At 45.0% G+C, this 25,781-nt stretch carries 21 protein-coding genes and 1 pseudogene; 20 read left to right on the forward strand and 2 right to left on the reverse strand.

Annotated features, from left to right (window positions below; all coding sequences use genetic code 11):
- The first annotated feature begins 295 nt into the window (after positions 1-295).
- From L2082_RS02445 to hisF, 3 genes are all read left to right on the forward strand, one after another.
- A complete protein-coding gene (locus tag L2082_RS02445) occupies positions 296-982 on the forward strand; it encodes a protease inhibitor I42 family protein (protein ID WP_446010667.1) in 687 nt (228 codons plus the stop codon).
- A 107-nt stretch (positions 983-1,089) separates the two neighbouring features.
- Positions 1,090-2,574 (forward strand): radical SAM protein, encoded by a 1,485-nt coding sequence (locus tag L2082_RS02450; protein WP_446010668.1) that lies wholly within the window; start codon positions 1,090-1,092, stop codon positions 2,572-2,574.
- 210 nt (positions 2,575-2,784) lie between these two features.
- The gene (hisF, locus tag L2082_RS02455) at positions 2,785-4,362 is read left to right on the forward strand and encodes an imidazole glycerol phosphate synthase subunit HisF (protein WP_446010669.1); all 1,578 of its coding nucleotides are present in this window, start codon (positions 2,785-2,787) and stop codon (positions 4,360-4,362) included.
- 112 nt (positions 4,363-4,474) lie between these two features.
- Here hisF and L2082_RS02460 read toward each other — a convergent pair whose 3' ends face one another.
- A complete protein-coding gene (locus L2082_RS02460) occupies positions 4,475-5,749 on the reverse strand; it encodes a GGDEF domain-containing protein (protein ID WP_446011414.1) in 1,275 nt (424 codons plus the stop codon).
- Between the two features lie 311 nt (positions 5,750-6,060).
- Between L2082_RS02460 and L2082_RS02465 the strand changes: the two genes are divergently transcribed.
- From L2082_RS02465 to feoB, 5 genes are all read left to right on the forward strand, one after another.
- Positions 6,061-6,366: a FeoA family protein gene (locus L2082_RS02465; protein WP_446010163.1), complete on the forward strand. Its 306-nt coding sequence runs from the start codon at positions 6,061-6,063 to the stop codon at positions 6,364-6,366.
- Between the two features lie 59 nt (positions 6,367-6,425).
- Complete coding sequence (locus tag L2082_RS02470) at positions 6,426-6,611, forward strand: FeoB-associated Cys-rich membrane protein (protein ID WP_446010157.1); 186 nt, start codon at positions 6,426-6,428, stop codon at positions 6,609-6,611.
- Positions 6,608-6,832 carry a FeoA family protein gene (locus L2082_RS02475; RefSeq protein WP_446010158.1) on the forward strand — a complete coding sequence of 75 codons (225 nt, stop codon included), beginning with the start codon at positions 6,608-6,610 and terminating at the stop codon, positions 6,830-6,832. The genes L2082_RS02470 and L2082_RS02475 overlap by 4 nt, the downstream gene beginning before the upstream one ends.
- 154 nt (positions 6,833-6,986) lie before the next feature.
- Positions 6,987-7,220 carry a FeoA family protein gene (locus L2082_RS02480; protein ID WP_446010159.1) on the forward strand — a complete coding sequence of 78 codons (234 nt, stop codon included), beginning with the start codon at positions 6,987-6,989 and terminating at the stop codon, positions 7,218-7,220.
- 2 nt (positions 7,221-7,222) lie between these two features.
- Complete coding sequence (gene feoB, locus L2082_RS02485) at positions 7,223-9,385, forward strand: ferrous iron transport protein B (RefSeq protein ID WP_446010160.1); 2,163 nt, start codon at positions 7,223-7,225, stop codon at positions 9,383-9,385.
- A 52-nt stretch (positions 9,386-9,437) separates the two neighbouring features.
- Here the strand turns inward: feoB and L2082_RS02490 are convergent, their stop codons facing one another.
- Complete coding sequence (locus tag L2082_RS02490; protein ID WP_446010161.1) at positions 9,438-11,510, reverse strand: AAA family ATPase; 2,073 nt, start codon at positions 11,508-11,510, stop codon at positions 9,438-9,440.
- Positions 11,511-11,896: 386 nt separating this feature from the next.
- Between L2082_RS02490 and L2082_RS02495 the strand changes: the two genes are divergently transcribed.
- The 12 genes and pseudogenes from L2082_RS02495 to L2082_RS02550 all read left to right on the forward strand — a co-directional run bounded on the left by L2082_RS02495 (position 11,897) and on the right by L2082_RS02550 (position 25,627).
- Complete coding sequence (locus L2082_RS02495; RefSeq protein WP_446011415.1) at positions 11,897-13,333, forward strand: DUF4139 domain-containing protein; 1,437 nt, start codon at positions 11,897-11,899, stop codon at positions 13,331-13,333.
- 15 nt (positions 13,334-13,348) lie between these two features.
- Positions 13,349-14,023: a glycosyltransferase family 2 protein gene (locus tag L2082_RS02500; protein WP_446008923.1), complete on the forward strand. Its 675-nt coding sequence runs from the start codon at positions 13,349-13,351 to the stop codon at positions 14,021-14,023.
- 319 nt (positions 14,024-14,342) lie between these two features.
- Positions 14,343-15,038: a TPR end-of-group domain-containing protein gene (locus tag L2082_RS02505; protein ID WP_446008922.1), complete on the forward strand. Its 696-nt coding sequence runs from the start codon at positions 14,343-14,345 to the stop codon at positions 15,036-15,038.
- Positions 15,039-15,895: 857 nt separating this feature from the next.
- Positions 15,896-16,858: a DNA cytosine methyltransferase gene (locus tag L2082_RS02510; protein ID WP_446008921.1), complete on the forward strand. Its 963-nt coding sequence runs from the start codon at positions 15,896-15,898 to the stop codon at positions 16,856-16,858.
- 16 nt (positions 16,859-16,874) lie between these two features.
- Positions 16,875-17,930, forward strand: a complete 1,056-nt coding sequence (locus L2082_RS02515; RefSeq protein WP_446008920.1) for a hypothetical protein — start codon at positions 16,875-16,877, stop codon at positions 17,928-17,930.
- Positions 17,931-18,039: 109 nt separating this feature from the next.
- Positions 18,040-18,255, forward strand: a pseudogene (locus L2082_RS02520) (KilA-N domain-containing protein); the annotation flags it as partial.
- A 64-nt stretch (positions 18,256-18,319) separates the two neighbouring features.
- Entirely contained in the window at positions 18,320-18,760 is a 441-nt protein-coding gene (locus tag L2082_RS02525) for a hypothetical protein (RefSeq protein ID WP_446008919.1), read from the forward strand.
- Positions 18,760-19,158 (forward strand): YbaN family protein, encoded by a 399-nt coding sequence (locus L2082_RS02530; RefSeq protein ID WP_446008918.1) that lies wholly within the window; start codon positions 18,760-18,762, stop codon positions 19,156-19,158. Before L2082_RS02525 ends, L2082_RS02530 begins: the two co-directional genes overlap by 1 nt.
- 127 nt (positions 19,159-19,285) lie before the next feature.
- Complete coding sequence (locus tag L2082_RS02535) at positions 19,286-22,966, forward strand: N-6 DNA methylase (RefSeq protein ID WP_446011416.1); 3,681 nt, start codon at positions 19,286-19,288, stop codon at positions 22,964-22,966.
- Between the two features lie 483 nt (positions 22,967-23,449).
- Positions 23,450-24,736, forward strand: a complete 1,287-nt coding sequence (locus L2082_RS02540) for a TrkH family potassium uptake protein (RefSeq protein ID WP_446008916.1) — start codon at positions 23,450-23,452, stop codon at positions 24,734-24,736.
- Position 24,737: 1 nt separating this feature from the next.
- Positions 24,738-24,914, forward strand: a complete 177-nt coding sequence (locus L2082_RS02545; RefSeq protein WP_446008915.1) for a hypothetical protein — start codon at positions 24,738-24,740, stop codon at positions 24,912-24,914.
- Positions 24,857-25,627, forward strand: coding sequence for a potassium channel family protein (locus tag L2082_RS02550; protein ID WP_446008914.1), 771 nt, complete (start codon positions 24,857-24,859; stop codon positions 25,625-25,627). The genes L2082_RS02545 and L2082_RS02550 overlap by 58 nt, the downstream gene beginning before the upstream one ends.
- Positions 25,628-25,781: the final 154 nt, after the last annotated feature.

Consider the following 25,781-nt stretch of genomic DNA (forward strand, 5'->3'; position numbering starts at 1 on the left):
GATTGATCCGTTGATAAAATGCGACATCTACATAACCTGCCCTTTGCGAAAACATGACTGTTCAACAGGCAGAGCCGTTGAACTCTGACCACCCCCAGAGGGGGTGGTTTTCTACGATGAAATAAAAACGAGGGGGAATCAATGCCCATAGCCAACCCGATCTACGATGTGATCTGGCACGGCCTTGGCTGGATTAATCTTTTCGACAGAGGAGTTATTTGTTATCTTTCGGCAAATAATTAATAGCACTCACTCATCAATGCAATGTTAATCATTTTTCAAAAGGAGCATACACATGGCGATCCAGGAAGAAGTTAAACTTGAAGTTGGTCAATCTGTAGATGTGTCATTAGAATCCATGATGGGGTCCACCGGGTATGGCTGGGAGCTGGCTTCCCTTGAAGGTGACGTTAATCTCGTGGGAACATCTGTTCACCCTACCTCAACACGGCCTGTCGCCCCGATCATCCAGATATTCAGCTTTCGTGGGATTGGTGAAGGAAGCGGTAAGGCTGTTTTTGTCCTGACAGCTCCCTGGAAAGTTGAAAAACCGAAAAAGAAAGTTGTCTATACCTTTACAGTGGTGAAAGCCAAGGATGCTGATACAGATGATGCCTTGCGACTTGAAGGCTTTACAGCAAGACCAACAGCAACGGTTCGTGGTGCCGCATCGGGTGTACCAGTAATGGAGTATAATGTAAATCCCCCGACACCGCTGTATAACGTCAATATTCCGCAGCCTGTTTACTCTGCGCCTATTGATCCATGCCTCTACTATGGCGTATGTCCTCCTGGTGACGACTGCTGCAATCAGCCACAGCCCAAATACGGTATACAGCCGCCTGTTTGCGAGGGTGATGACTGTTGTTGTAACCCGCCAGTGACAATGAAGTACAATGTTCCAACAATGCGGTACAACGTCCCGCCGATGATGAGATACAACTTTCCCCCGATGATGCGGTATAATTTCCCTTCAAGATAATCTCCTTGCTGTTCAACAACGGCAGAATATCGAAAAAATAACGATGCGTCATTACAGGTGCTGTCTGACAGGCGGCACCTTTTTATTTTTTAACAGGGAAAGTTATTATGTCTGACTATCAAGCTGTCACAGCAGTATGGGAAACCACTATGGCCTGTAATATGCGCTGCATGCATTGCGGTTCGGCTTGCGCCCAGGCCCTGCCTGATGAATTGAGCACAGAAGAGGCCTTTGCCCTGTGTGATGATCTGGGGAAATTGGGTATGCAATGGATCACCCTGTCCGGCGGGGAGCCTCTGACCCGTCAGGACTGGCCTCAGTTGGCCCGCCGCCTACAACAGAATGGCATTATTACCAATATGATCACCAATGGCTGGTTGCTTGATGATGCGACTGTGCAGGAAATGAGAGCCTGCGATATCGGCACGGTTGCCATCAGCCTGGACGGTGTTGAGAAAACCCATGATGCCATCAGGAAAGCCGGGTCTTTTGCCAGAAATATGCGATCATTTGATCTGATGAGAAGATATGGTCAATATTCCGGTGCCATTACCAGTGTTAATAAGAAAAATATTAAAGAACTTCCAGAGATAAAAAATGCTCTTGTTGCGCATGGGGTAAATTCCTGGCAAATACAGATTTGTATTCCCATGGGGAATATGGTGAACCATCAGGATGAGCTTATTGATCCTGATGAGGTTGATGGTATTCTGGATTTCTGCCTTGAAGTGGCCAAAGAGAAAAAGATCACTATCTACCCGGCAGACTGTTTAGGGTATTATACTGAAAAAGAAAAACTTATTCGCATGCACAGTCTTGGACCAGCTTCCGCCGGAGAATGGGCAGGATGTAATGCAGGTACCCGTGGTTTTGGTATTCTGCATAATGGCGATGTATTGGGTTGTACTTCCATCAGAGATCGTAGCTTTATCGAAGGAAATATTCGGGACAAAAGTATTGTCGATATATGGAATGGTTCTGATGCATTCAAGTGGTCACGCAATATGAAAAAGACAGATCTTGGAGGAGAGTGCAAGACCTGTACCTACGGCGATGTATGTCTGGGAGGTTGTCCTAATACCCGGTTAACGATGAATAAGACCATGAAGTCTGCCAACCCGTATTGTGTTTACCGTACCGCAAGGCTGAAGTTGCAGGAAAAAATAGCTGATTATCAGGACAGAGATGCCCTGTTTACAACCGCACAAAGATTTGCTCAGGAAAATTCCTTTCAGGAGGCTGCTCTCATTCTTGAGCATCTTGTCAAAGAAGATTCCGAGCGTATTGATGCTCTGTCCTTGCTGGGATTTACCCATTTTTTTATGAGTAATTACGAAGAGGCCAAAGAGGCAAACGAAAGGATTCTTGCCAAAGAACCTGACAATTCTTATGCGAATAAGGGCCTTGGTTTATCCCTTCATAAAATGGGGCAGACAGAAAAGGGTATTCGTTGTCTCCAAAAGGCTATTGATACCGCACCTGAGAACTTTTTAGATCCCTATCATGATCTTGCCGCTGTGTATATGGAGATCGGACAGCGTGATAAGGCGGAGGCTTTGTTGCAAAAGTTGAATTCTCCCTCTTTTGCTTGATTGGCTTGATTACGTCGAAAAGTCTTCTCTTTACTTCTCGTAAACTCCGGCTTCACTGCTCAGTCGAGAGGCCGGAGCATCGCAAGAAAATTCCCTTCCCAAAGCCATACTTCTTGACTTGTCCCGCAAACCTTTCTAAGTATCTTTTTGGTAATTTGCAACGAAGATAATCCTCAGAAAATTTTAGATAGACAAGGTGGACAGATTCCCATGATTACCCTGCTAGATTACGGTGCTGGTAATGTACGCTCAGTTGTCAATGCCCTTGAGAGCTTGGGCGAAACAGTGGTCAGGGTCAATTCGCCCGCTGATATTGAAAAAGCGGAGCGGCTGGTTTTTCCCGGAGTAGGCAACTACGGTGCCATGATGCACAGCCTGCGGCAACAGCAGCTTATTGAGCCGCTCCTGCGGTATCTCCATGAAGACCGACCTTTTTTTGGGATCTGTGTTGCGCTTCAGGCCCTGTTCGAGTCCAGTGAAGAGGCCCCGAAAGAGGCCGGGCTGGGCATTATTCCGGGGCGGGTGAAGCGGTTTGACACCGAGTTGGCGATTCCCCATATCGGCTGGAACGGGATCAAGGTGCATCAACCATCAAGGATCTTTCACGGCTTTACTGGTCAGGAAAAACTGTATTTTGTCCATTCTTATCATGTGGAAACAGCCCATACTGCTGATGTGCTCACGACCACGGATTATGGCTGTGAATTTGTCAGCGCTGTCCAGAAGGGCAATATTATTGCCACCCAATTTCACCCGGAAAAGAGCGGTAAGGCTGGTCTTAAGTTGCTGGAGAATTTTCTTGATAGCAGCCGGGAAGCTGTTATTCCGCAATCCTGTCCAACAGAGACCAAGCTGGCTGAGCGTATTATTGCCTGCCTTGATGTTCGTTCCAATGACCAAGGTGATCTGGTTGTGACCAAGGGGGATCAGTATGATGTGCGCGAGGACGGGGATGTACGTAACCTGGGAATGCCGGTTGAGCTGGCCCATGATTATTATGAGCAAGGAGCTGACGAGGTAACCTTTCTTAATATCACTGCTTTTCGTGATTTTCCTCTCCAGGATATGCCGATGATGGAGGTGTTGCAAAGGACCTCGGAAAAGGTTTTTGTTCCTTTGACCGTTGGTGGTGGAATCCGTGACTTTATCGATTGTAACGGCAAATCGTACTCAGCCCTTGAGGTTGCTTCAGAGTATTTTCGTTCCGGAGCAGATAAGGTCTCCATTGGCTCTGATGCTGTGCTGATTGTCGAAGAGGTGCTCAAAACCGGTAAGGCCACAGGGCTGAGTTCTATTGAACAGATAGCACGGGTCTACGGTAATCAGGCTGTGGTCATTTCTGTGGACCCGAGGCGGGTGTATGTCCAGCAGCCGGAAGATACATCGCACCCTGTTGTGAAAACCGTTTTTCCAGGACCAGAGGGAGAGCAGTACTGTTGGTACCAGTGCACGGTTAAAGGAGGGCGTGAAGGTCGTGATCTGGATGCTGTTACTCTGGCAAAGGTCTGTGAACAGCTCGGAGCCGGTGAAATCCTCCTCAACTGTATTGATAAAGACGGAACCAATTCCGGCTTTGATCTGGAGCTGATTAATGCCGTCAAGGAGGCTGTCACTATTCCGGTCATTGCTTCAAGTGGGGCAGGTTGCTCTGAGCACTTTCTGGAAGTCTTTCAAAAAACAGATGCTGAGGCAGCCCTTGCTGCTGGAATCTTTCACCGGAAAGAAGTTCCCATTGGAGAGGTGAAGCAGTTTTTGGGGGATAATGAGGTGGAAGTCAGATCCTGCTGAACATATGGGTTTGAAGCCCGATCTTGCGGGGTCGGGCTTGTGGGTTGGAAGGATCCCACTGTTGTTGTAAGGTGGGCACCAACGTAGAATGTTTTTCATACTTTTTCAGTCCTCAAATTGAATGCCGCATTTTTTGTTTGTTCGCATCCGCAGGTACAGGTCGGGTAGCTTTTGTAGGATCAAAAATGGTACATTTGTTTTTTCCGTAGCCCTTACTCTGGTATAGTGCCTTGTCTGCCATTTTCATTATTTGAGTCAGATCCTGGCCATGTTCAGGATAGCAGGCAATACCGCAACTTACTGTTATCCTAAGTATATTTCCTTCGTAATTAATAGGGGCTTCAGCTATCTTTATACGCATTCTTTCTGCGATTTCAAATGCTGTATCACGGGTTGTATCCGGGAGAAAGGCCACAAATTCATCGCCGCCAAAGCGGGCGAGCATATCCTCTTCTCGCAATACCGTGCGCATGGTTTCTGAAATAGTAACGATGAGCAGGGTTCCGGCATGATGGCCATGGAGATCATTGACCGCCTTCAGACTATCAGCATCAATCATAAGAACAGAAAATTTTCCGGTTTTTGCCAGGATTCGTTGATATTCCCGCTGCATAAAAATGAGCAACATCTTCATATTCCACAGTCCTGTCAGCTGATCTGTGCGCGATAATTGCCGGATTTTATCCTTGGTTCTGTCTGTTTCTTGGGAGATCAGGGTGACAAAATAAGCAAGCAACCAGAGGAGAAAGAGCTGGATAATGGGCTGGGTAAGATGCTCTGCCTGAAAGGTGACTGAGGCACTATTCAGGAAAAAGCCCAGTTCAGCAGCACCAAGAAATATATAGCATGCAGTAATCAGGAAGGTACCCAGAATGGTTGAGAGGGCCCCGAGAGTGGTACCTGCCAGCATAATGACAACAAAATAAAGGGGGAGGAGAGGGCTTGAGAGGGAACCGGTTTCCCAGACAACAGCTGTGATAAAAAAGGTCATCCCCCACATATTCAGGGATAACTTCCAGCGTGTTTCGTCATGACTGCGCCACATATAGTGAAGTGTACAGACAAAGATGGCAAAGGACGCCATGCTGACGTAGAGCACCATCGGTTCTGGAACATGTACCCAAGGGAGGTTGGTACAAAGAAGAACAAGGAGCAGTAAGAGCCACTCTAAGCCCGCAACTGTCCTGCGGTAGCCAATCAGTTCTTCTTTGTCAATTTCTTTATGTTCATCTATGGGGATCTGACCAACCCGCTGACCGTTAAGTAAAGAATAGAACGGAGAGCTTTTCTCATAAGGGACAGAAGGTTGGGTGTCAGTTTTTTCAAAGAATAATCCCTTTCTTGACGATGGGTGCTGACCTTTTTTCGGCGGAGTAACTTTGGTCATACGTTGCTCGTCCTGTCTGTATAAGCTTGCGGGCAGGCGGATGTTTGAGGAGACATCTTAAAAACTCTCAATGATTATAGATAAAATATCATGTCAGGCCTGTAAAAACAAGCTTGAATGAAAACTGTATAACAGGAAAAATTTTAAGAGGATGCTGTTACTTTGTTAAATCCTCTTTGATCATACTTGATTTTCGCAAAAAATCCTTGTAAAAGATGTTGACAGGAAGGAAAGTTTGCTGTACCTAACATTTAACATTTAACATTTAACATTTAACTTCCATTAACTTTTTGTGAGAAAAAAATGTCATGATGAAGAGACGCAATGTATTTTCTTGTTGTCTGCGCAGAATAAAAAAGCGGTGTGAACAGCCCTTAGATGAAATACGCCCTTTGTCGGAATGCTGCGCCTGTAGCAGAGTTCGGGTGTGCAAAGTGAGTGGCGATCGTACAGCTTGTGGCAGGATGGCCTCCTTGGGGGTACTGCCCGGAACGGTACTGGAGTTACTTTGCCCTGCGCGGGGGCGGGGACGAAAACAGTGTATGATACGGATTAATGGGGGAACCCTGAGTCTTGATACATTAACGGCCCAAAATATTCTTGTTTGTCCTGTTTGACCAGTATTTTTTTGTGGTTTTTTTAGTACTGACTAAATAAGTTTCTCAAGAGAAAGGTTATGCAAGATTTCATTGTCATGCTGGTTGTCCTTATTGCCTGCATTTTTGTTGGGAGGTCTCTGTTTCGCTTTTATCGGTCTGGAAAATGTTCCTGTTCCAGTGGTTGCTCGGGCTGTGGAGAAGATACAAAGACAGGATGTTTTCCTCAGGCTAAGCAACAGGATGAGCAGGGAGAGAAAAAATGAACTTACGGAAAATGCAAACCGGGCAGTCTGGTACCATTGCTTCTGTGAAGATAGGTGGGAGTCTTGGATTACGGATCAGAGAGATGGGGCTTGTACCGGGTGCCGAGATTACCGTAACAGGTCGTGCTCCTTTATACGATCCTGTGAAGATTTGTATTAATGGGCAAACCCTGACCTTGCGCAATAGCGAGGCTGATCATATTGACGTTGCAACAAAATGATGTGGAATCTTTGATTGTCTTGTACAAGCTACACTTTGGTGATTTTTTAGAGATAGCCGTTTTTTTTGTGATTCGTCATTTTTTTTATTCTCAAAGTTAGTTGCAACTAAATTTTTTAAAACTACCTTAATAGATAAAGGAAGGAGAGGAGATAATGAATCTGCGTACCTTGCAGAGCGGTCAAACCGGAATTATTTCGGCAGTGAAAATTGGCGGGCCTCTGGGCCTGCGGATCAGAGAAATGGGCTTGGTTCCAGGAACAAAAATCAGGATTACTGGTCGTGCTCCTTTGTACGATCCGGTTAAATTGCGCATAAACGGGCAAACATTGACCCTGCGCAATAATGAAGCAAATTTTATTGAAGTACGTATCGAAGAAGGAGCATGAAGATGACCGCGAAAGATTCATTACATATCGCTCTTGCCGGTAATCCCAATGCTGGTAAGACCACGCTGTTCAATAATCTGACCGGAGCACATCAACATGTGGGGAATTATCCCGGTGTGACGGTTGAGAAAAAAGAAGGTATCTGCACCCACGAAGGAAATGAGATTCGGGTAGTTGATCTCCCTGGAACCTATTCATTGACCGCATATTCTGTGGAAGAATTGGTTGCTCGTGATTATTTGGTGAATGAACAACCAGATGTGGTGGTTAATATTGTTGATGCCTCTAATCTGGAGCGCAATCTGTATCTGAGTTGTCAGTTTCTTGAGCTGGGCGTGCCGTTGGTCATAGCGCTAAATATGATTGATGTTGCTGAAAAGCGTGGTATTCGTATTGATACTGAAAAACTCAGTGAGTTTACAGGGGTGCCGGTTGTACCTGTTATTGCCCGTTCAGGAAAAGGAGTTAATGAGCTGCTGAAAACCGTGCAAAAGGTTAGTCAGACAGGTGCTGCACCTCCCCGAACTCTGATTCGTTACGGAGCTGATATTGATGAGGCTCTGAAAGATTTGATCCCGGTCCTTGAAGAGCATAAGCTTCTTGGTTCGGCCTATCCTGCATCCTGGACTGCTTTGAAGATTTTAGAGAACGATGAGCAGATCGTGGCTAAGGTTATGCTGGAGAATATGAAGGTGGGGCAAGAACTGGTTGATCGAAGCGAGACCCTGGCCCGTCATCTTCAGGATACCATTGATGCCTACCCTGAAACAGTCATTGCAGATCACCGTTACGGGTTTGTTCGTTCTATTCTTCGCCAGGGCGAGGTGACCCGTATCACAGATCAGGACAGACTCTATGCCTCGGATCAGATTGATAAAGTTGTGACCAACCGGGTGGTTGGTCCGCTCTTGATGGCAGCGATTCTTTTTGGCCTGTATAGTTTTACGTTTAACTGGTCTGGTTTTCTGGTTGATTGGATGGGTATGTGTTTTGCGTTTCTTGGCTCTTTGGCTGAAAGCGCTTTGCCAGATGGCCCGATCAAATCCATGATTATTTCCGGGGTTATTGACGGAGTCGGTGGTGTGCTTGGCTTTGTGCCCATCATTATGTTCATGTTCTTTGGTATCGCCTTGTTAGAGGATTCTGGCTATCTGGCCCGGGTTGCCTTTATGATGGATAGGATCTTTCATTTTTTTGGGTTGCACGGGTCTTCGGTCATGCCGTTTATTATTTCCGGGGGAATTGCCGGGGGCTGTGCTGTACCCGGTGTAATGGCTGTCAGAACCCTGCGCTCACCCAAGGAGCGAATGGCCACCTTGTTGACTGTGCCTTTTATGAATTGTGGGGCTAAGTTACCGGTCTTGACCTTGATTATCGCGGCCTTCTTTCCTGCCCATCAAGCCCGGTACATGTTTTTGGCAACCCTTGTTGCCTGGCTGGTGGCCTTGCTGGTCGCCAAACTGCTGCGTATGACCTTGCTCAGAGGTGAATCCACCCCCTTTGTTATGGAATTACCCCCGTATCGGGTTCCTACCCTAAAGGGATTATTCATCCATACCTGGGAGCGAACCTGGCAGTATATTAAAAAAGCTGGTACGGTGATTCTGGGTATTTCTATCCTGCTTTGGGCTATGATGACCTATCCTGGCTTGCCTTCAGATAAGGTTGCTGATTTTGAAGCCATGCGCCAGCAGGTTGTGACTTCTGCTGATAAGGCTGAGGAACTTCTGCGGATTGATCAGCTGGAAGCAGAGGCCGGGCTCCGGCATTCCATAGCTGGTCGTATTGGTATGTCCTTAGAACCGATCAGCCATTTTGCAGGTTTTGACTGGCGAACCAATATTGCTCTGGTGGGTGGATTTGCAGCCAAAGAGGTTATTGTTTCTACTCTAGGTACAGCCTATTCCCTGGGTGAAGTAGATCCAGAAGAGACAACCTCCTTAACAGACCGACTTGCCAGCGATAAGCACTGGAATCCTGTTGCCGCTTTGGCATTTCTCTTTTTTATTATGTTTTATTCCCCCTGCTTTGTTACAGTGGTTGCCATAGCAAAAGAGGCTGGATCCTGGAAATGGGCGTTTTTTTCCATGGGATTTAATACCGTTTTTGCCTTTAGTATGGCGGTTGGAATTTTTCAACTGGGTACTGTGCTCGGTCTGGGATAGGAATGCTGAATCTGTGGCCTGGTTGGCTCCTGGAGAAGGAATCCGCAAGAGCCTATGGCGAGCCGGTTTTTTGTTGTTCAGTCAGAAGAGACTCCTCATCCCTTGCCTTTGCCAATACATCAGAGATAGAAAGGGCATAGGGGTGATGTTTCCGAAGAAAAAGCGGCATAGCGTTTCTGGCGTTCCGCGCTTCGTTAATACTCTTGTACACTCCATAGCAGACAAAAAGAGTCGGTGGAAGAGTTTCCCTGCGGAGAATATGGAGTTTTCTTGTATGTTCTTGATACTCATCCCGGATGATCATTTTTTTTATCTTTTCGACAGCATCATTTGAAGACAGGACAAGGAGTTGGACTGTAAACTTATCTCCATATTTTTCCTTGTTCCATCGGTTTCCTGCCTCAAGATAGCGAGCAAAAAGTTGATCTGCTGTGATTGCACGGGAGGGGGAAGAAATCGGAGTTATTGTAATTTTCGGCAGCTGAGCGGCTTCAGCCTCTCTGGCCGTGGGGCTGATTCCTTGCGCAGAAGCAACCGGCATCAGGGTTTTCTGCTTTGGTGGGGCCGCATTTGTATTGTTCTTTGTTTCCGGGGAAGAATTTTCTGGGGCAGGCGGTTTCGTCTTTCTCATGCCTGGTTTGAGTTCAATGATTGAGGCTGGCTGAATAACAGGGAGTCTTTTTGCTGTTGTTAAGCTCTCGGTGTCTCCTTCGCTGGTAGAGTCTGTTTGTACGGTTTCTTTTAATTCTTCTGGCGAAAGCACTGGTACAGTTTCTTCTTCCTCTTGTTCCGTTGCATCAGGAGCTTGCTGGAGAGTCTGTTCCTGATCTTTGTTTTCAGTTTCTTCAGACCTGTTTGAAGTGTCTTGCCGGGGCAGACCTGCCTCCTGCTCCTTTACAGTAATCTTATTATCCTCTCTTGTCCTGTCATCTTCTTCCTCTTGTTGCTTAAAATCTGGACGCTGGGGAACAGGAAGCGGAAGCAGGGACGGTTTTTCTTCCTCGCTTGAGGAAGAAGGTGGTGGCTCTGTAAGCGGGTCAACCGTTCCAGGTTCTTCTATAATAGCAAAGGGGAATGCCGTGTCTTCTTCTTGAGCTGTTCCAATTGCAATTTCTTTATTTTCAGGAGAAAGCGTTGTGGAAGGCTGAAGGGGCGACTGGGGTGTTTCTTTTTGCGTGGTAAAGAAAGAGGGCCGGGCAAAAAAGAAAAGAATAAGAAGGAGCAGGAGAAGTAAGAAGAGGAGGCCTGTCCGTCTTTTTCCAGCCTTATTATCATCAAGGGGGGCAGAAGGGGTTTGGGGTTTCTCTGGCAGGGAAACATGGCGTTGTTGGACAGTATCAGCTTTGTTTGAAGCGGCCTTTTTCAGCGATGTTTCTGCGATTTCATCCATGAGGCCAGGAATCCCTTTGCCAAGACGAGTAATTTTTTCTACAGCATCCTCTGAAAAAACAGGGGCACTTGCCCCTTTTCCCCCTTTTTTTTCTTTTATGCTTTTTGCAGCCCGAAGGCGATAGGTAAGGTATGCAGCGGTTTCCTCTTTGGAAAAGGATTCTAATTCATAGATTGATGTGATCCGAACGTCTTCGCAATAACTGCTGAGCTGTTCAATGGAGGCATTCAGAGCAGTTTGGCCCGCTAAGAGGATCTGCATTCCATAGGTAGTATTGGTCTCGTTCAAGAGGCGAAACAGGCGTTCCAGCGCAGCAAGGAACATCTTTTCCGCCTCATCAATGAGCAGAAGAACCCGTCGTCCCTGATCTTTTTGTTTTTGCAGTAAGGTTTGTAACGTCTGTAAGGTTGCTGTAATATCCTGCCCTGTATCTGTTGTTGAGGTCATGCCTAATTGCTCACAAATCTGTTTGAGCAGAGCCTCAAAGGAGCCAACTGGATTATTTAGAAAAACAACCTTGCATGAACTGCCCTTCAGGCGATGGCGAATCAATTGACAGAAAATGGTTTTACCAGCCCCTTGTGGCCCGGTAAGAAGCATGGCAGCATGCCCTTGCTGAAGGTCATGACGCAGGGCTTGCAGAATATTTTTTCGTCCGGCCTGAGTAAAAAACACATCGGGATTGGGTTGGCGGGTGAACGGAAAAGATTCAAGGCCAAAGTGCTGAAGATACATTATATTGTTTATTTATATGAAAGTGCGGGGGTAATCCGGGTTGCCCTGTCAACATTCATTTTGTTGTTATCTCTCCCCAAGGGGCAGGATAAGAGTTATATAAAAGTACGGACGTACTCCCTGGAATCATCAACCGCCTTTCATGCTTTATGTTGTATTGTCTCGGGCAAGAGAGCCGAGATGGGAGCTGTTTAAAAAAAAATACACTCAACCAGTTGTTGACATTCCAGGAATCGTCTGAACTGTTCGATTGACACCTGTGTAATTTCAGCGTAATCTGTGGTTCAGTAAAGAGCAATATACAAAGAGAAAGAATATTTTTACAGTATTAGTTCTCTGCTTTCAAGTCCCTTTTCAATATTAATCCCTTTTATCAGGAGATGCTTATGTTTCATACCATATGTCTTTGTCTGCTTGTTCTGCTCCCTTTATCCACAGTTTCTGCCATGCCTGAAAAAAATACCAGAGAAATCGTTTCCACCCTTAATGATCAAACTTCTGTTGCTGTCACTATCTATAATCAGGATCTCGCCTTGGTTCGTGATGCCCGTAAGTTAGGGGTGGAGCCTGGCCTGCACACCCTGGCCTTTCGTGAAGTCAGCGCAAAAATTCGTCCCCAGACAGCTCTTCTGGCAGCACCAGGCCTTGAGGTGTTGGAGCAAAATTTTGAGTATGACCTGCTCTCTCCGCAATCTTTATTGAAGAAATATGTAGGCCAAACAGTAACCCTTGTCAAAACCCATCCCACCACGGGTGAAGAGACTGAGCAGGAAGCCTTTGTCCTGAGTAACGGAAGCGGTACTGTACTTCGGGTGGGGGATCACATTGAGTCCGGCATTCCAGGACGTTTGATCTTTCCCTCTGTGCCGGAAAATCTGCGTGACCGTCCAACCCTGACCATGCTGGTGAAAAGCAAGGCCGGGGAGCCGCAGCCAGTGGTTCTCAGTTATCTGACCGGTGGGCTTTCCTGGAAGGCTGATTATGTTGCCGAACTGGGGGAGGACGATACCACCCTTGATCTTAACGGCTGGGTCACCCTGAACAATGAAAGCGGTGCAACCTATGAAAATGCGCAACTCAAGCTTGTGGCTGGTGATGTGAACCAGGTAAAAGAACGACCGCAGCCCAGGGCGGTGATGAGGATGGAGGCTGCACTGGATGAGGAATCATTGGGTGGCATGGCTGAAGAATCCATGTTTGAATACCATCTCTACACCCTGAACCGGCCCACCACCATTAAGGAGAAACAGTCCAAGCAGGTCGCTTTGATGCAGGCCAATGGCGTCCAGGTCAAGAAAGAGTTTCTTCTCAATGGTCAGAATTATTACTACAGCAGCCGAGTCGGAGACCTGGGAAAGAAAATCAAGGTCGGGGTTTTTGTTGAGTTGAAAAACTCCAAAGAAGCAGGCATTGGTCAGCCCTTACCTGCTGGAATTATGCGGGTCTATAAAAAAGACAGCTCTGGCAGCCTCCAATTTGTTGGTGAGGATCGGATCGACCATACCCCGGAAAATGAGACCATTCGTTTGAAACTGGGCGATGCCTTTGATGTGACCGCAGATAAAAAGCAGACAGACTTTAAAAAGCTCTCTGGTTTCAGCCGTTATAACTATGCCTTTGAAACAGCCTATGAAATTATTCTGAAAAATGCCAAGGAAGAGGCCGTGACTGTGCGGGTACAGGAACCAATGCCTGGAGATTGGGAGATCATTGAGGAGTCTGCCCCGCATGACAAGGAGAGTTCCAGTGCTGCGGTCTGGCAGATCACGGTGGAACCAAAATCCAGTACCACTCTGACCTGGCGGGTCCGGGTGAAATATTAACTGTACTGATCGTAGATGAATACAGTTATTGTTATTCCGGTCTATAATGAGGCCAGGGTTGTTGGCCAGGTTATTGAGGATGTACGTGCCCACGGTTTCCAACATATTGTTGTGGTTGACGATGGCAGCAAGGATGAGAGCTGGTGCGTGGCCTCTGCCCATGACGCACTGGCTCTACGCCTCAAGGTGAATCGCGGCAAAGGAGCTGCGGTCAAGACCGGTATTATGGCGGCCAATCTGTTGGATGCAGATGTTGTGGTGACCATGGATGGTGATGGCCAGCATGATCCGGCAGATATCAGGCCGTTGATTACCCCGATCCTTGAAGGGAAGAGTGATGTGGTGCTGGGTTCCCGTCTCCTCCAGCGGGAGGAGATGCCCAAGATCAAAGTACTTGCCAATAATGTAGGAAACTTTTTTACCTGGCTTTTCTACGGCTTATTGGTTTCAGACAGCCAGTCCGGTTTTCGGGCTTACTCCCGCTATGCAGCCCTGATTATTGACACCAAGGCAGATAAATATGAATACGACAGCAAGGTCATCCGGGAGATTAAAAATAATCGCCTCCGTTTTACCGAGGTTCCGGTGCATACCCGCTATACTGAGTACTCCAAGGGCAAGAAGACCAAGCAGGGTTTTCTGAACGGTCTTGTGACCCTGTACAGGATGGTCTGGAAGATGGTTGCCTGATGGAGAGGGAATCTGATAGGGTGCGGTTTCCGCACCGCCTGAAGGCTCAGGGGTGAAACTCTGTACTCGTGCCCACGCTCTGCTTTGGTACAGACATTGTGAAGCTCCGTTTTATACAAGAAGAGAGAGCACATTTACTATGTTGGTATTACGCATTCGATCAATTACTTTATTGTTCCTGATAATTATTTGCAGTGGCCTGTTTCAGGTTCATGCCTCAACTACTGAAGCAGAAACGATAAAGGAACCATTATACAAACCCTTTATCGAACGATATATTCTTGATGAGCTCAAGCAGCTGCGGCAGGATCAGCAGGCGATGAAAGCGGAGGTGACGGAAAAGGTAGTTGCTGCAAAACTGGAAGCCTCGGATAGAGCAATCAGATATACAACAGATACAACAAATAATATCTTTTACATCATCACAGCAACAGCCTCTCTGTTGGTTCTGGTGGGCTGGAAATCATTGAGAGACATAAAAGAAAATGTTGAATTAATAACAGGAAAAAGGGTGGAAGAGCTTACTGCAGAATATGAAAACAGGCTCAACAATATGGAAGCTGCGCTAAAAAAACGTTCTGAACAAATTGTAGCGGCCCAGCAAGATATTTCTAATAGCACTCTTGTTCATTCATTATGGATGAGAGCTGGCCTTGAAATAAATGACCAGGAAAAAATAAAGATTTACGACCAGATTTTAGAGATCTATCCTGGTGACGTTGAGGCATTAACCTACAAGGCAGATACACTTTTAGATATTGGTGAAGATTCCAGGGCGTTATCGTTAGTCAATCAGGCCCTGCAGAACGACAGCGAATATGCTATGGCGTATTGGCAGAAAGCTTGTGCAGAGGCGAAACTGGATCTTGTTAATGAGGCTTTGGCAGATATAAAGAAAGCACTGGAGCTTTCAGCTGCACTGAAAGACGAGTTGGCATCAGAATCGAATTTTGAAAAATTAAGAGATTGCCAGGAGTTCAATGTGTTGACAGGAGACCTTGATTTATATGCATAACGAATAAGGAGGTTTTCCGGGGGGGTAGCAGAAAATAAATATTCCGCCCTCGCTTGAGGGCTGTAGGGGCAGACCTGCGTGTCTGCCCGGTATACCAGGGCGAACACATAGTTTCGCCCCTGTGATGCCCAGCATAATGGGCAAGATATTTCTGCTGACTCCCCTAAGACACCGTGAAGCTCCGCAATATTTATCTTATTCTGTTTGTGAGTATTTTTGCTTCTTTGTGATTGAATTAAGCAAGGGGTGTGGTTTATTTACAGAAGGTTGTTGGTTATAAATAAAAGGTTGTTTGTTACAAACAGAAGGTTCGCAGCTACCAACAGAAGGTTGTTGGTTATAAATAAAAGGTTGTTTGCTACAAACAGAAGGTTCGTAGCTATCAAGAGAAGGTTATTTGTTATCAACACAAGGTTGTTTACTTCTGATAATAGGTTCTCAGTTATCAGGAGAAGGTTGTTTCCTCCTGACAAAGAAATTCTTTCCTAAGACATCGTGAAGCTTGGCTTTATCCAAGGAAGTAGAGCTTCAACAATAAGGGGTCCCAGGCCGGACTTTGAGAACCAGAAAATATCCTGTTGGTGCGGAATCCGCATTTTACAAGGCTGACCAGCCCATTATATATTCCCAATGTCCGAGGGAGCGGCATCATGAATACAGATAAGGACAATACATGCTGAAATTGACTGATCAGGAAAAACAGGAGATCGTTCGATATCTGGAAGCGGGCAAGGAGTTACCGGAAAAGTATCGGTATTTTATATTTTGGTTTTTCTTTATAACTTTTTGATTTATATTAATAAATATTAATTTTAATTAATTTTATGCATTTTTTATTGAGCAATCGGTGAGTTAAAATGAAAAGATATACTGTAATTTCATTATTCAGCGGCTGTGGTGGTTTAGATTTGGGTTTTTTGGGTGGGTTTACTTTTCTGAACAAAAACTATCCAGCTAACAATTTTGATATCATATGGGCAAACGACATTGAAAAAAATGCATGTCTAACTTATCTGAAAAATTTCAAGCATCATATCGTTTGTGCTGATATTAGAGATTTACTTGCCAATAAATATATTGGGTTGTTTGATGCTCCAGTTCCTTTAGAAGCAGATATTGTCCTTGGTGGTTTCCCATGCCAGGATTTTAGTCATGCAGGTAAAAGAAAAGGTTTTAATAGTGAAAGAGGAACCCTGTACGAGGCCATGTGCGAAGTTATCTCACAAACTAAACCAAAAGTATTTCTGGCAGAGAATGTTAAAGGATTACTCACAATTAATAATGGGACTGTAATAGATAAAATAACAAGTGATTTTAAAAGATTAGGGTATCATGTGTCTTGTAAACTTTTATTGGCGGCTGATTTTGAAGTACCCCAAAAACGTGAAAGGGTTATAATTATTGGCAGTAGAAAGGATATTCTACCAAAATTTTCATTTTCAGACTACCTGCCAGAAAATAAAAATTGGATGGATTTAAAAACTGCAATAGGTGATCTGGAAAGTAAAGAGGAAGGAGAAACAGATAATCACTACTGGTCGAAAGCCAAAAAAAACAAAGGACAGGGAAATAATTCAGTCATTTCTGACAAGCCAGGGCCAACTATGAGGGCAGAACATCATGGAAATATTGAGTTTCACTGGAATGGAAAGCGAAGACTATCAGCACGCGAGGCGGCAAGAATACAATCATTTCCTGACAATTTTATTTTTTGCCCATCTACATCCAGTGCATACAAGCAAATCGGTAATGCTGTTCCGCCCGTTTTAGCTTGGCATTTGGCTAAAGGTATGCAAAAATTTTTAAAAACTAAACAATAATATGAGGTGTAATCTCATGATCATAGCCCACAATAGTGATTACAAAGTTTTTAAACAATTGTTACAATCATCTGTTGAACATTTGCAAAAAGATGCACTTGCAAGAAATCAGTATTACCTTGCAAGAGGTGGAACACATCTTGAGAAAGACGTTTATGAAATATTGAATGTAAAAGCCCAAAAAACTGTATTCAAAAATAATATTGAGTTGGTTTCAGGGCAAAAATTTCCAGATATTGTTGCTTATGTAAATCAGAGCAAAGCATATGGTCTTGAGATAAAAACAACAAAAGACAATAAATGGAAATCTGTAGGAAGTAGTATTTTTGAAGGAACGAGAATTGAACATGTTGAAAACATACATCTTCTTTTTGGGAAATTGTCAAACCCTATCGAGTTTAGATGCCGTAAATATGATGAATGCCTATACGATGTCGCAATTACGCACTCCCCACGTTATTTAATAGACATGGATATTGGTATTGGCGAATCTATTTTTGCAAAAGTAGGCATTGAATACAATACACTTAGAAATTTATCAAATCCATTTGATCCAATTAAAGATTATTTCAGATCTAACCTCAAAGAAGGTGATGATTTATGGTGGATAGATAACAACGAAGAGAATGTACGTGACGTAAGTGTAAAGCTTTGGGGGAATCTGCCTCCCAAAGAAAAAGACAAATTAAGAGTTATTGCGTTAGCATATTTCCCAAGTCTTTTAGGGGGTGATTCTAAAAAATATACTCGTTTAGCCACTTGGTTAGTTTCACGTTTTGGAATTGTTAATCACGCCTTGAGAGATACCTTTAGTGCTGGAGGTAAAATCAATTTTGGTGCTGCAAAATTCCCTCGTATATTTGAACATATATTCCATAATCTAAATGAAATATTAACTGAGATAATATCTATACAAAATAACGATATCAAACATTATTGGGGGATTGACACAAGCAATGGTATTCATAATAAACAGATGCTATGGAAATCTTTATGTCTGAAACATAGTAAATCAACTCTTAACGAGAACCAATATAAAATAGTAGATAATTTTTTACAAAAAAACAGCTAACAAATCAATAAACCAGACCATCGTCCGCCACTGGGATGTGGAGCGGGGCGACTACATTATCCAGAATTGAGTGCGCAACCTGAATGCGCTGTAATTACTGGGAATATGAGAAGGGATCCACAACCCCATTTTTAATTCCGTCGAATTCGACGGGTTTAAAATGCAGGCTGGGTTGAATAGCTTTACCTTGACCCCGAAACAATGGATTACCCGCACCAACGCCAAGGGCATCGTCTCCAAAGCAGGCCGCTATGGAGGCACCTTTGCCCATCGGGACATCGCCTTTGAGTTCGCATTATGGATTTCCGTGGAGTTCAAGCTCTACCAAGCTGCGCACGACCAGGCCTTTTGTTGTAAAAGACCAGAGCTACATAATTCCCCAGAAATCCGTGTTCAACCGACTGATTGGTGACAGTCAGTTTGAGCTGGAGTTTGCTGCTTTCCTTGAACAATGCCCGGACGTGGCCGCCTATGCCAAGAACTATCTTGCGGTGCATTTCAAGTTGGATTATGTCAAGGCGGACGGCGACATCTCGAACTACTATCCAGATTTCATCGTGCGGTTGCAGGATGGGCGCATGGTGGTCGTTGAAACCAAGGGGCAGGCAGATCTGGACGTGCCGCCGAAGATGGCACGTTTGCGGCAATGGTGCGAGGATGTCAACAAGGCGCAGTCGCAAGCCCAATATGATTTCGCCTTTGTGGACGATGCCGGTTTCGAGAAATACAGCCCCAGGACTTTTGCCGATGTTTTGCAGGGCTTCCGGGAGTACAAGGACACAAAAGCCAGTACAGTTAATCAGCCCATGCGATACAACGTGACATTCTGATGCGTGCAATATTTTCAGATCTGAAAAGCTTTTTCAAAATACATCTGTTCATTCTTCTCGGTTGGTTCTTTGTTCTCCTTGGGATAATAGGTATACTGCTTCCTCTGCTTCCAACCACACCGTTTTTACTTATCGCCTCTGCACTTTTTGTGAAAAGTTCGCCAAGGTTTCACCAGATGCTCTTAAATAATAGATGGTTTGGCCCGATTATCCGAGAATGGGAAGAAACAAGAACCTTATCACGAAAAATAAAATATAAAGCGTCTTTTTTGATTATTATTGTTTTTTCAATATCACTCTTCTTTTTGAAAAATAATATTTATATTAAAATGTTATTGATCGGGATCGCTTTTGCCCTTCTTTTCTTTCTCTGGCGAATTAGGGAACAACCTGAGTAGTATAATGGACCCATCTTTGCACGAGTACTTAAACTTAAAAAAATAGCAGATAATAAGAAAGCCTCCATTGCATAGGTTGTTCGTGAGGCTATAGGACAGTATCTTGGAACGATGAAAGAGGGAACCGATGAATCATAAAAAATTAGTAAAAGCGATAGGTTTCACACCTAAGAATGGAACCACGGGAGTTTTTGAAAAGAAATACTCCAAAGCTGACAACTACGCACTTGAAGTTGACTTTAAAAACGAAAGGTTCAACTACGGCGAACTCATTCGTGCAGAGCGTGAAACTACCCTGAATTTCTCACAACCTGAAAGCTGGGTAGTCTTTGAGTGTGTGAATCGTCTCCTCGAACAGGGCTACCAGCCACAGCACATCATCCTCGAAAAATCATATCCTGTTGGACGAGGTTCTAATATCTATCTTGATATTCTTGTCACCCGTGAAGATGGCAGTTCATTCTTGATGATTGAATGTAAAACCGATGGGATAGAGTATGAAAAAGAGTTGAAGAAGCTTAACAAAGACGGCGGACAGCTTTTCAGCTACTTTCAGCAGGACAGTTCTTCCGATTATCTGATGGTGTATGCGTCATCTTTCAAAGACAACACTGTTTCTTACTCCAACGAAATTATCAAAATTGAAGACGATTATCGCCAGACAGACAATGTAAAAGATCTTTACGATATCTGGAATAAGCTCACCAAGAACAACGGAATTCTTGAAGAAGGTATTGCACCGTATCACTTTAAGAGTAAGGCGCTCACTCCTAAACACCTCAAAAACATTACGCAGGAAGACAGCAGTAAGATTTTCAATCGCTTTCTTGAAATCCTTCGTCACAATGTTGTGTCGGACAAGCCAAACGCATTTAATAAGATCTTTACGCTCTTTCTCTGCAAAATCTATGATGAAAAATCCACAAAGCCAAACGACGAACTCAAATTCCAGTGGATAGAAGGTGTTGACAATAATGTAATTTTCCAAAAAAGACTCACCGATCTTTACACAAAAGGAATGCAGGAGTTTCTTGACAAAAGGGTTACCGACTTTTCTGAAAAAAACTTTGATGACAAATTCGGAAATGACATTGATGCTTCTGTGAAAGATGCTCTACTGAAAGAGTTTACCCGTCTTCGTCTTGAGAAAAACAACGAATTTGCAATTAAAGAGGTATTCGACCACGACTCATTTGAAGATAACGGAAAAGTTGTAAAAGAGGTTGTGGAACTCCTTCAAAACTACAAAATTCGCTATACGAAAAAACAGCAGTACCTCAGTGATTTTTTTGAACTGCTTCTTACTACAGGACTTAAACAGGAATCAGGGCAATTCTTCACTCCCGTACCCGTTGCTCAGTTTGTTATTCGCAGTCTTCCTATTGACACAATCGTCAAACAGAAACTTGAAGCTGGTGAAAAAAACAATCTTCTTCCGACGCTTATTGACTATGCTGCTGGTAGTGGACACTTCCTTACGGAGTCTATGCACATTATTCAGGAGCTTATTAACGCATCTGAACCAGATGACTATATTTCAGATACCAGCAGAAAACTGAAATCGTGGAAAACAGACCATTTTGAGTGGGCAAATCAATACATCCATGGCATCGAAAAAGATTATCGTCTGGTTAAAGTCGGTAAGGTTGGCTGTTATCTTCACGGTGATGGAATCGCAAATGTAGTTCACAGTGACGGGCTTGGGAATTTCAAAAAAACAAAAGAGTATAATCGAAAACTCAAAGTTGTTGACTCTGATAATTCGCAGGATAACCGCCAGTTTGATATCGTTGTCTCTAATCCACCCTACTCTGTTTCAGCATTTCGTAACAACGCCCGCAAATATTACAACGAAAAAGATTTTGAACTTTACAACAAGCTCACTGATCAGAGTAGTGAAATTGAGTGTCTCTTTATTGAGCGTACCAAACAGCTTCTTAAAGATAACGGTGTAGCGGGAATTATTCTGCCGAGTTCTATTCTCAGCAATGGTGGTATCTACACTAAAACCCGTGAAATTATTCTTCGCTGTTTTGAGGTCATCGCTATTGCCGAACTCGGTTCAAATACCTTTATGGCAACAAATACAAATACGGTAACGCTCTTTCTCCGTCGTCGTAAAAATCGTTTAGCCAAAGATATTGAAAACTGTGTAAACAATTTTGCCACCACCCTTCAGGATATTACAGTCAATGGTATTGAAAAACCTGTTGCAAAGTATGTTGCCCAAGTGTGGGAAGGGCTAACCTTTGATGACTACCGTACTCTTTTTCAAAAAGCTCCTATTGATGCAGTAAAAGCACACGAGATTTTCCAAGAGTATAACCAGAAAATCAATCTGAGCGACACGGCTCTTCTCAATGAAATAATTCAGCGTGAAAAAGAGAAGCTGGTTTACTTTATTCTTACCTACGGTCAGCAGACTGTTCTTGTAAAGTCCGGTGAGAAGAAAGCGGAAAAAGCGTTTCTTGGATATGAGTTCAGCAACCGTCGTGGCAGTGAAGGTATTCACCCGATTCAGCGGGGAAAATCAATTGACGAGTGTACCAAACTCTATGATGCAGACTGCTTTGACAATAAAGAAAAAGCAAGTACATACATTTACGATGCTTTTGCTGGCAACTATTCGAGAGATATTGATAAGAGCCTGAAAGAGAATGTTCGTCGTGTTGATTTAGTCGATATGTTAAATCTTGGTCGTGCGGAGTTTGACAAGTCCTTGAGTTTGTCCGCTGAAAAAAAAATTAAGTTAGAAACACGATGGGACACTGAAAGACTTGGTAAGATTGCTCCTTATGTTACAGAAAAAATACCATCGTCTGATATTCAGCTGTCCGATTATGTTACTACCGATAATTTGCAACAAAACAGAAATGGACTTGTTGATTTTAAGGGAGTTCCAAGTATTTCCAGAGTTACAAAATATCAGACCGACGACATCTTATTGTCAAATATTCGCCCCTATCTTAAAAAAATCTGGTTTGCCAACAAAGCTGGAGGTTGTTCCAATGATGTTTTAGTATTTCGGAGCTTAAATCCAGATCAAATACTACCTAAATATCTCTTTAATATCTTAAGCACGGATCATTTTTTTGACTATGTTATGTCTGGTAAACAAGGGATTAAGATGCCACGCGGTGATAAAGATGAAATTCTTAGATTCTCAGTCCCTGTGCCAACTAAAGACATTCAGGAGAAGATCGTTGCAGAAATCGCTGGCCTTGAGGATCAGGAAAAGAAGGCGAAAGAGAGTGTTGAGGAAGCTCAAAACAAAATCATATCTGAAATAAACATGGCAAAAGGTGCTTCAAAGCCACTTGCTGAAATATGTTCTATGAAGGCAGGTAAGTTTGTATCGGCACACGATATCTTTGATCAAGATGCTGATGACCGCTATCCTTGTTACGGTGGAAATGGACAACGCGGTTATACAGAAACTTTTACCCACGAAGGTAAATACCCCCTTATTGGAAGACAGGGGGCATTATGTGGTAATGTCTGTTTTGTTAATGGAAAATTCCACGCAACCGAACACGCTGTTGTAGTAACTTCACTTTTAGACACAGATGTGACTTGGCTATACTATAAGCTGAGAGAGTCGAATCTTAATCAATATGCAACGGGAATAGCTCAACCTGGTCTATCTGTGCAAAATTTGAATAAGGTAATTATCCAAACGCCTTCATTCAACGAACAACAGAAAATCGTCAAAAAGATAGAAAAAATCGAAAACCAAATCGCTAAAATGGAAGCGACAATCAACGATATTCCTGCTCAAAAAGAAGCCATTCTGAGGAAATATTTGTAGTCCAGTTAAAGAGATGTAAGTACCCGACCAAAATTATTCTAACAAAAGTTACGTAAAGTTGATGGGTGCGGCTCTTTTAAAGAGTGACTATCATCTTGAAAAAGTGTCAGTTCTTTATTTCACTTAAGATGTTTTCGCTTGAATTGATCCTTTTAATGTGGTGGTAAATATGAGGTATATTTTTACCCTCTTAAAAGGCGAGTAGTTCAAGTGAATCTATACAATTTTAATGTGACTATTGTTATGATATCAGAATGTTAATATTAAACTAGAAGAGCCGCACCCAAATTCCCTGGCAACTTGGCGGCTGATGCAGAGCTTTAGCACTCATAGGAGTAACCAAGGAAATCCAAGGAGAAAAACATGCCAAGTGGTATCTTTACAATATCAGACGACATAGCCGTACTGTTCATAAGCCGTGCTGCCGGACGACACTGAAATCTGATCGCCTGCCTCCTTGGCGTAAAGGAGAAGGATTCGTTTATGGCTCAACAGGCAACAGAACTCAGGTATGCGGTCCGACTGCGCGTGGTCTTCAAGTATTTCGGTCAACTATGTCTTGTGCTTGCCGCGCTGACGCTGGTGCCGTTGGCAGTGTCGCTGATCTTCGGCGACATACCCATCAGTCTGCGGTATAGCGTTGTGATCGGCGGGCTGGCAGCCTTGGGAGGTGGCTTGGCCCGGCTGAAGGCTCCTGCCAGGGTACAGGCCAATGAAGGCATGGTGCTGGTCACGCTGATGTTTCTCTTTACCCCGCTTGTGATGTCCTACCCGATGATGGGTTCAGGATTAACGTTTCCGGATGCCCTCTTCGAAGCCGTTTCCGGCGTGACAACCACGGGACTGAGTACAAAGGCGACGCTCGTTAACGCGCCGCAGACCTTTCTTTTTGCCCGGGCCTGGATGCAGTGGTACGGGGGACTGGGTGTCGTTGTCCTCTCCCTGGCACTCGTTATGCAGCCGGGTCTGGTGGCAAAGGGCCTGGCTGTCACAGAGGCGGAAAGCGACGACCTGATCGGCGGCATATGGGCACACGCACGGCGGGCCTTGGTCGTCTATGGCGTTTTAACCGCCTTGGGCATCATCGGCTCCCTGTTCGCAGGAATCGGGTTATTCGATGCAGTGCTGTATACATTCGCGGCAATCTCGACCGGGGGCTTTGCCCCGCATGACGGCAGCCTTGCGATGTTCGATTGGCCCGCCCAGATGTGGATTAGCCTTATCTGCCTCGCCGGTGCAATCCCGCTGGCCCTCTATTACCGCATGTTCAAGGAAAAGCAACGGGTTGCCGTGGATTTCCTGCAACTCCGGGCCGTCCTCATCGCTTCCCTGATCGTTGCGCTGGCGGTTGGAGCCTCCATGCGGCTGAGTGCCGGCATGGCATGGCCGCAGGTATTCCGCCACGCGCCCCTGCTCGCCCTTTCCGCCCAGAGCACGGCCGGATTTTCCTCAATGCCGTGCGAGCAACTTGATGCGGGTTCGAAGCTGATCCTGATTTTCTCGATGCTTGCGGGAGGCGGTGCAGGATCGATCGCAGGCGGATTCAAACTGTTGCGGCTGTTGATCGCGGCGAGCGTGTTGCGCCTGATCATCCTGCGGACCTGTCTGCCGAAACACGCGGTCATCCAACCCCGGCTGGCAGGCCGCCGGTTACAGGACGAAGAGATCCGCGCGGCCCTGCTGCTGATCGTGCTGTTCGTCACCATAGTCGCGCTGTCCTGGCTGCCCTTTGTGGCAATGGGCTTACAGCCCGCTGGACTCGCTGTTTGAAGTGGTTTCGGCAACAGGAACGGCGGGGCTGTCCGCAGGACTGACAAGTGCGGCTTTGCCCCCATTGCTCAAGGGAATTTTATGCGTTGACATGCTGATGGGAAGACTGGAAATCATGGCGTGGTTGGTGCTGTTATATCCGGGAACGTGGTTTGGCAGAAAAATGGCGGAAACATGAGAACTGTGTTTATCGGAGCCGGCGAAGTCAGCATTGAAACCGCTCGGGCACTCGTCAAGAAGGGCCACGAAGTCATTATCATCGAGACCGATAAGGCCAAGATTGATGAATTGTCCGAAGAGATGGATTGCAGTTTCCTGCAGGGTGACGGCAGCCAGCCCGACATCCTGCGCGAAGTGAATCCTGAACAGACCGACTTCCTGTTCTGCCTGACCGACAGCGATCAGGCCAACCTCATTGCCAGCCTTGTCGGTCGTTCTCTCGGATTCAAGCGAGTCGTGACGAGCATCGGTGATCCGCAGTTCGAGGGCATCTGCCATGAGTTGGGTCTGAAGGACACAATCATTCCCTCCCGCACAATCAGCCGTTATCTGGTGGATATGGTGGGCGGCGGCGAAAATATCGAACTCTCCACGGTCATCAAGGACGAGGCCCGATTCTTCATTCTGATTGCCGAAGAGGAAGATGCGGTCGCGGCCAAAGATCTGAAATTGCCTGCCGCAGCCAAGGCCATCTGCTATTACCGTGACGGCACGTTTGCACACGCCGATGAAGAGACAACATTTCGAACAGGCGACGAAGTTGTGATTCTCACACATAGCAAGAATATACCCGCGCTGCAGGAGCGTTGGCAACCGAAACAGGCACGGGAGGAGTCGGCGGATTCCGACATGTCACCTGCTACACCGTCAAGCTTTTTTACAAATAAATAACATTATTTAAAATAGTTAAGTTGATTCTGAGTATATGGATGGGTTCATCAACAGACTCATTCATGACCGTATGAGCCAAAAGTACGAAAGCCCTCCTTGGCATCCATTATCTCAGCATACTGCTTCAAATTCTGCCTGAAAATATCCTATAACC

The organism is Candidatus Electrothrix sp., from assembly GCF_052785085.1.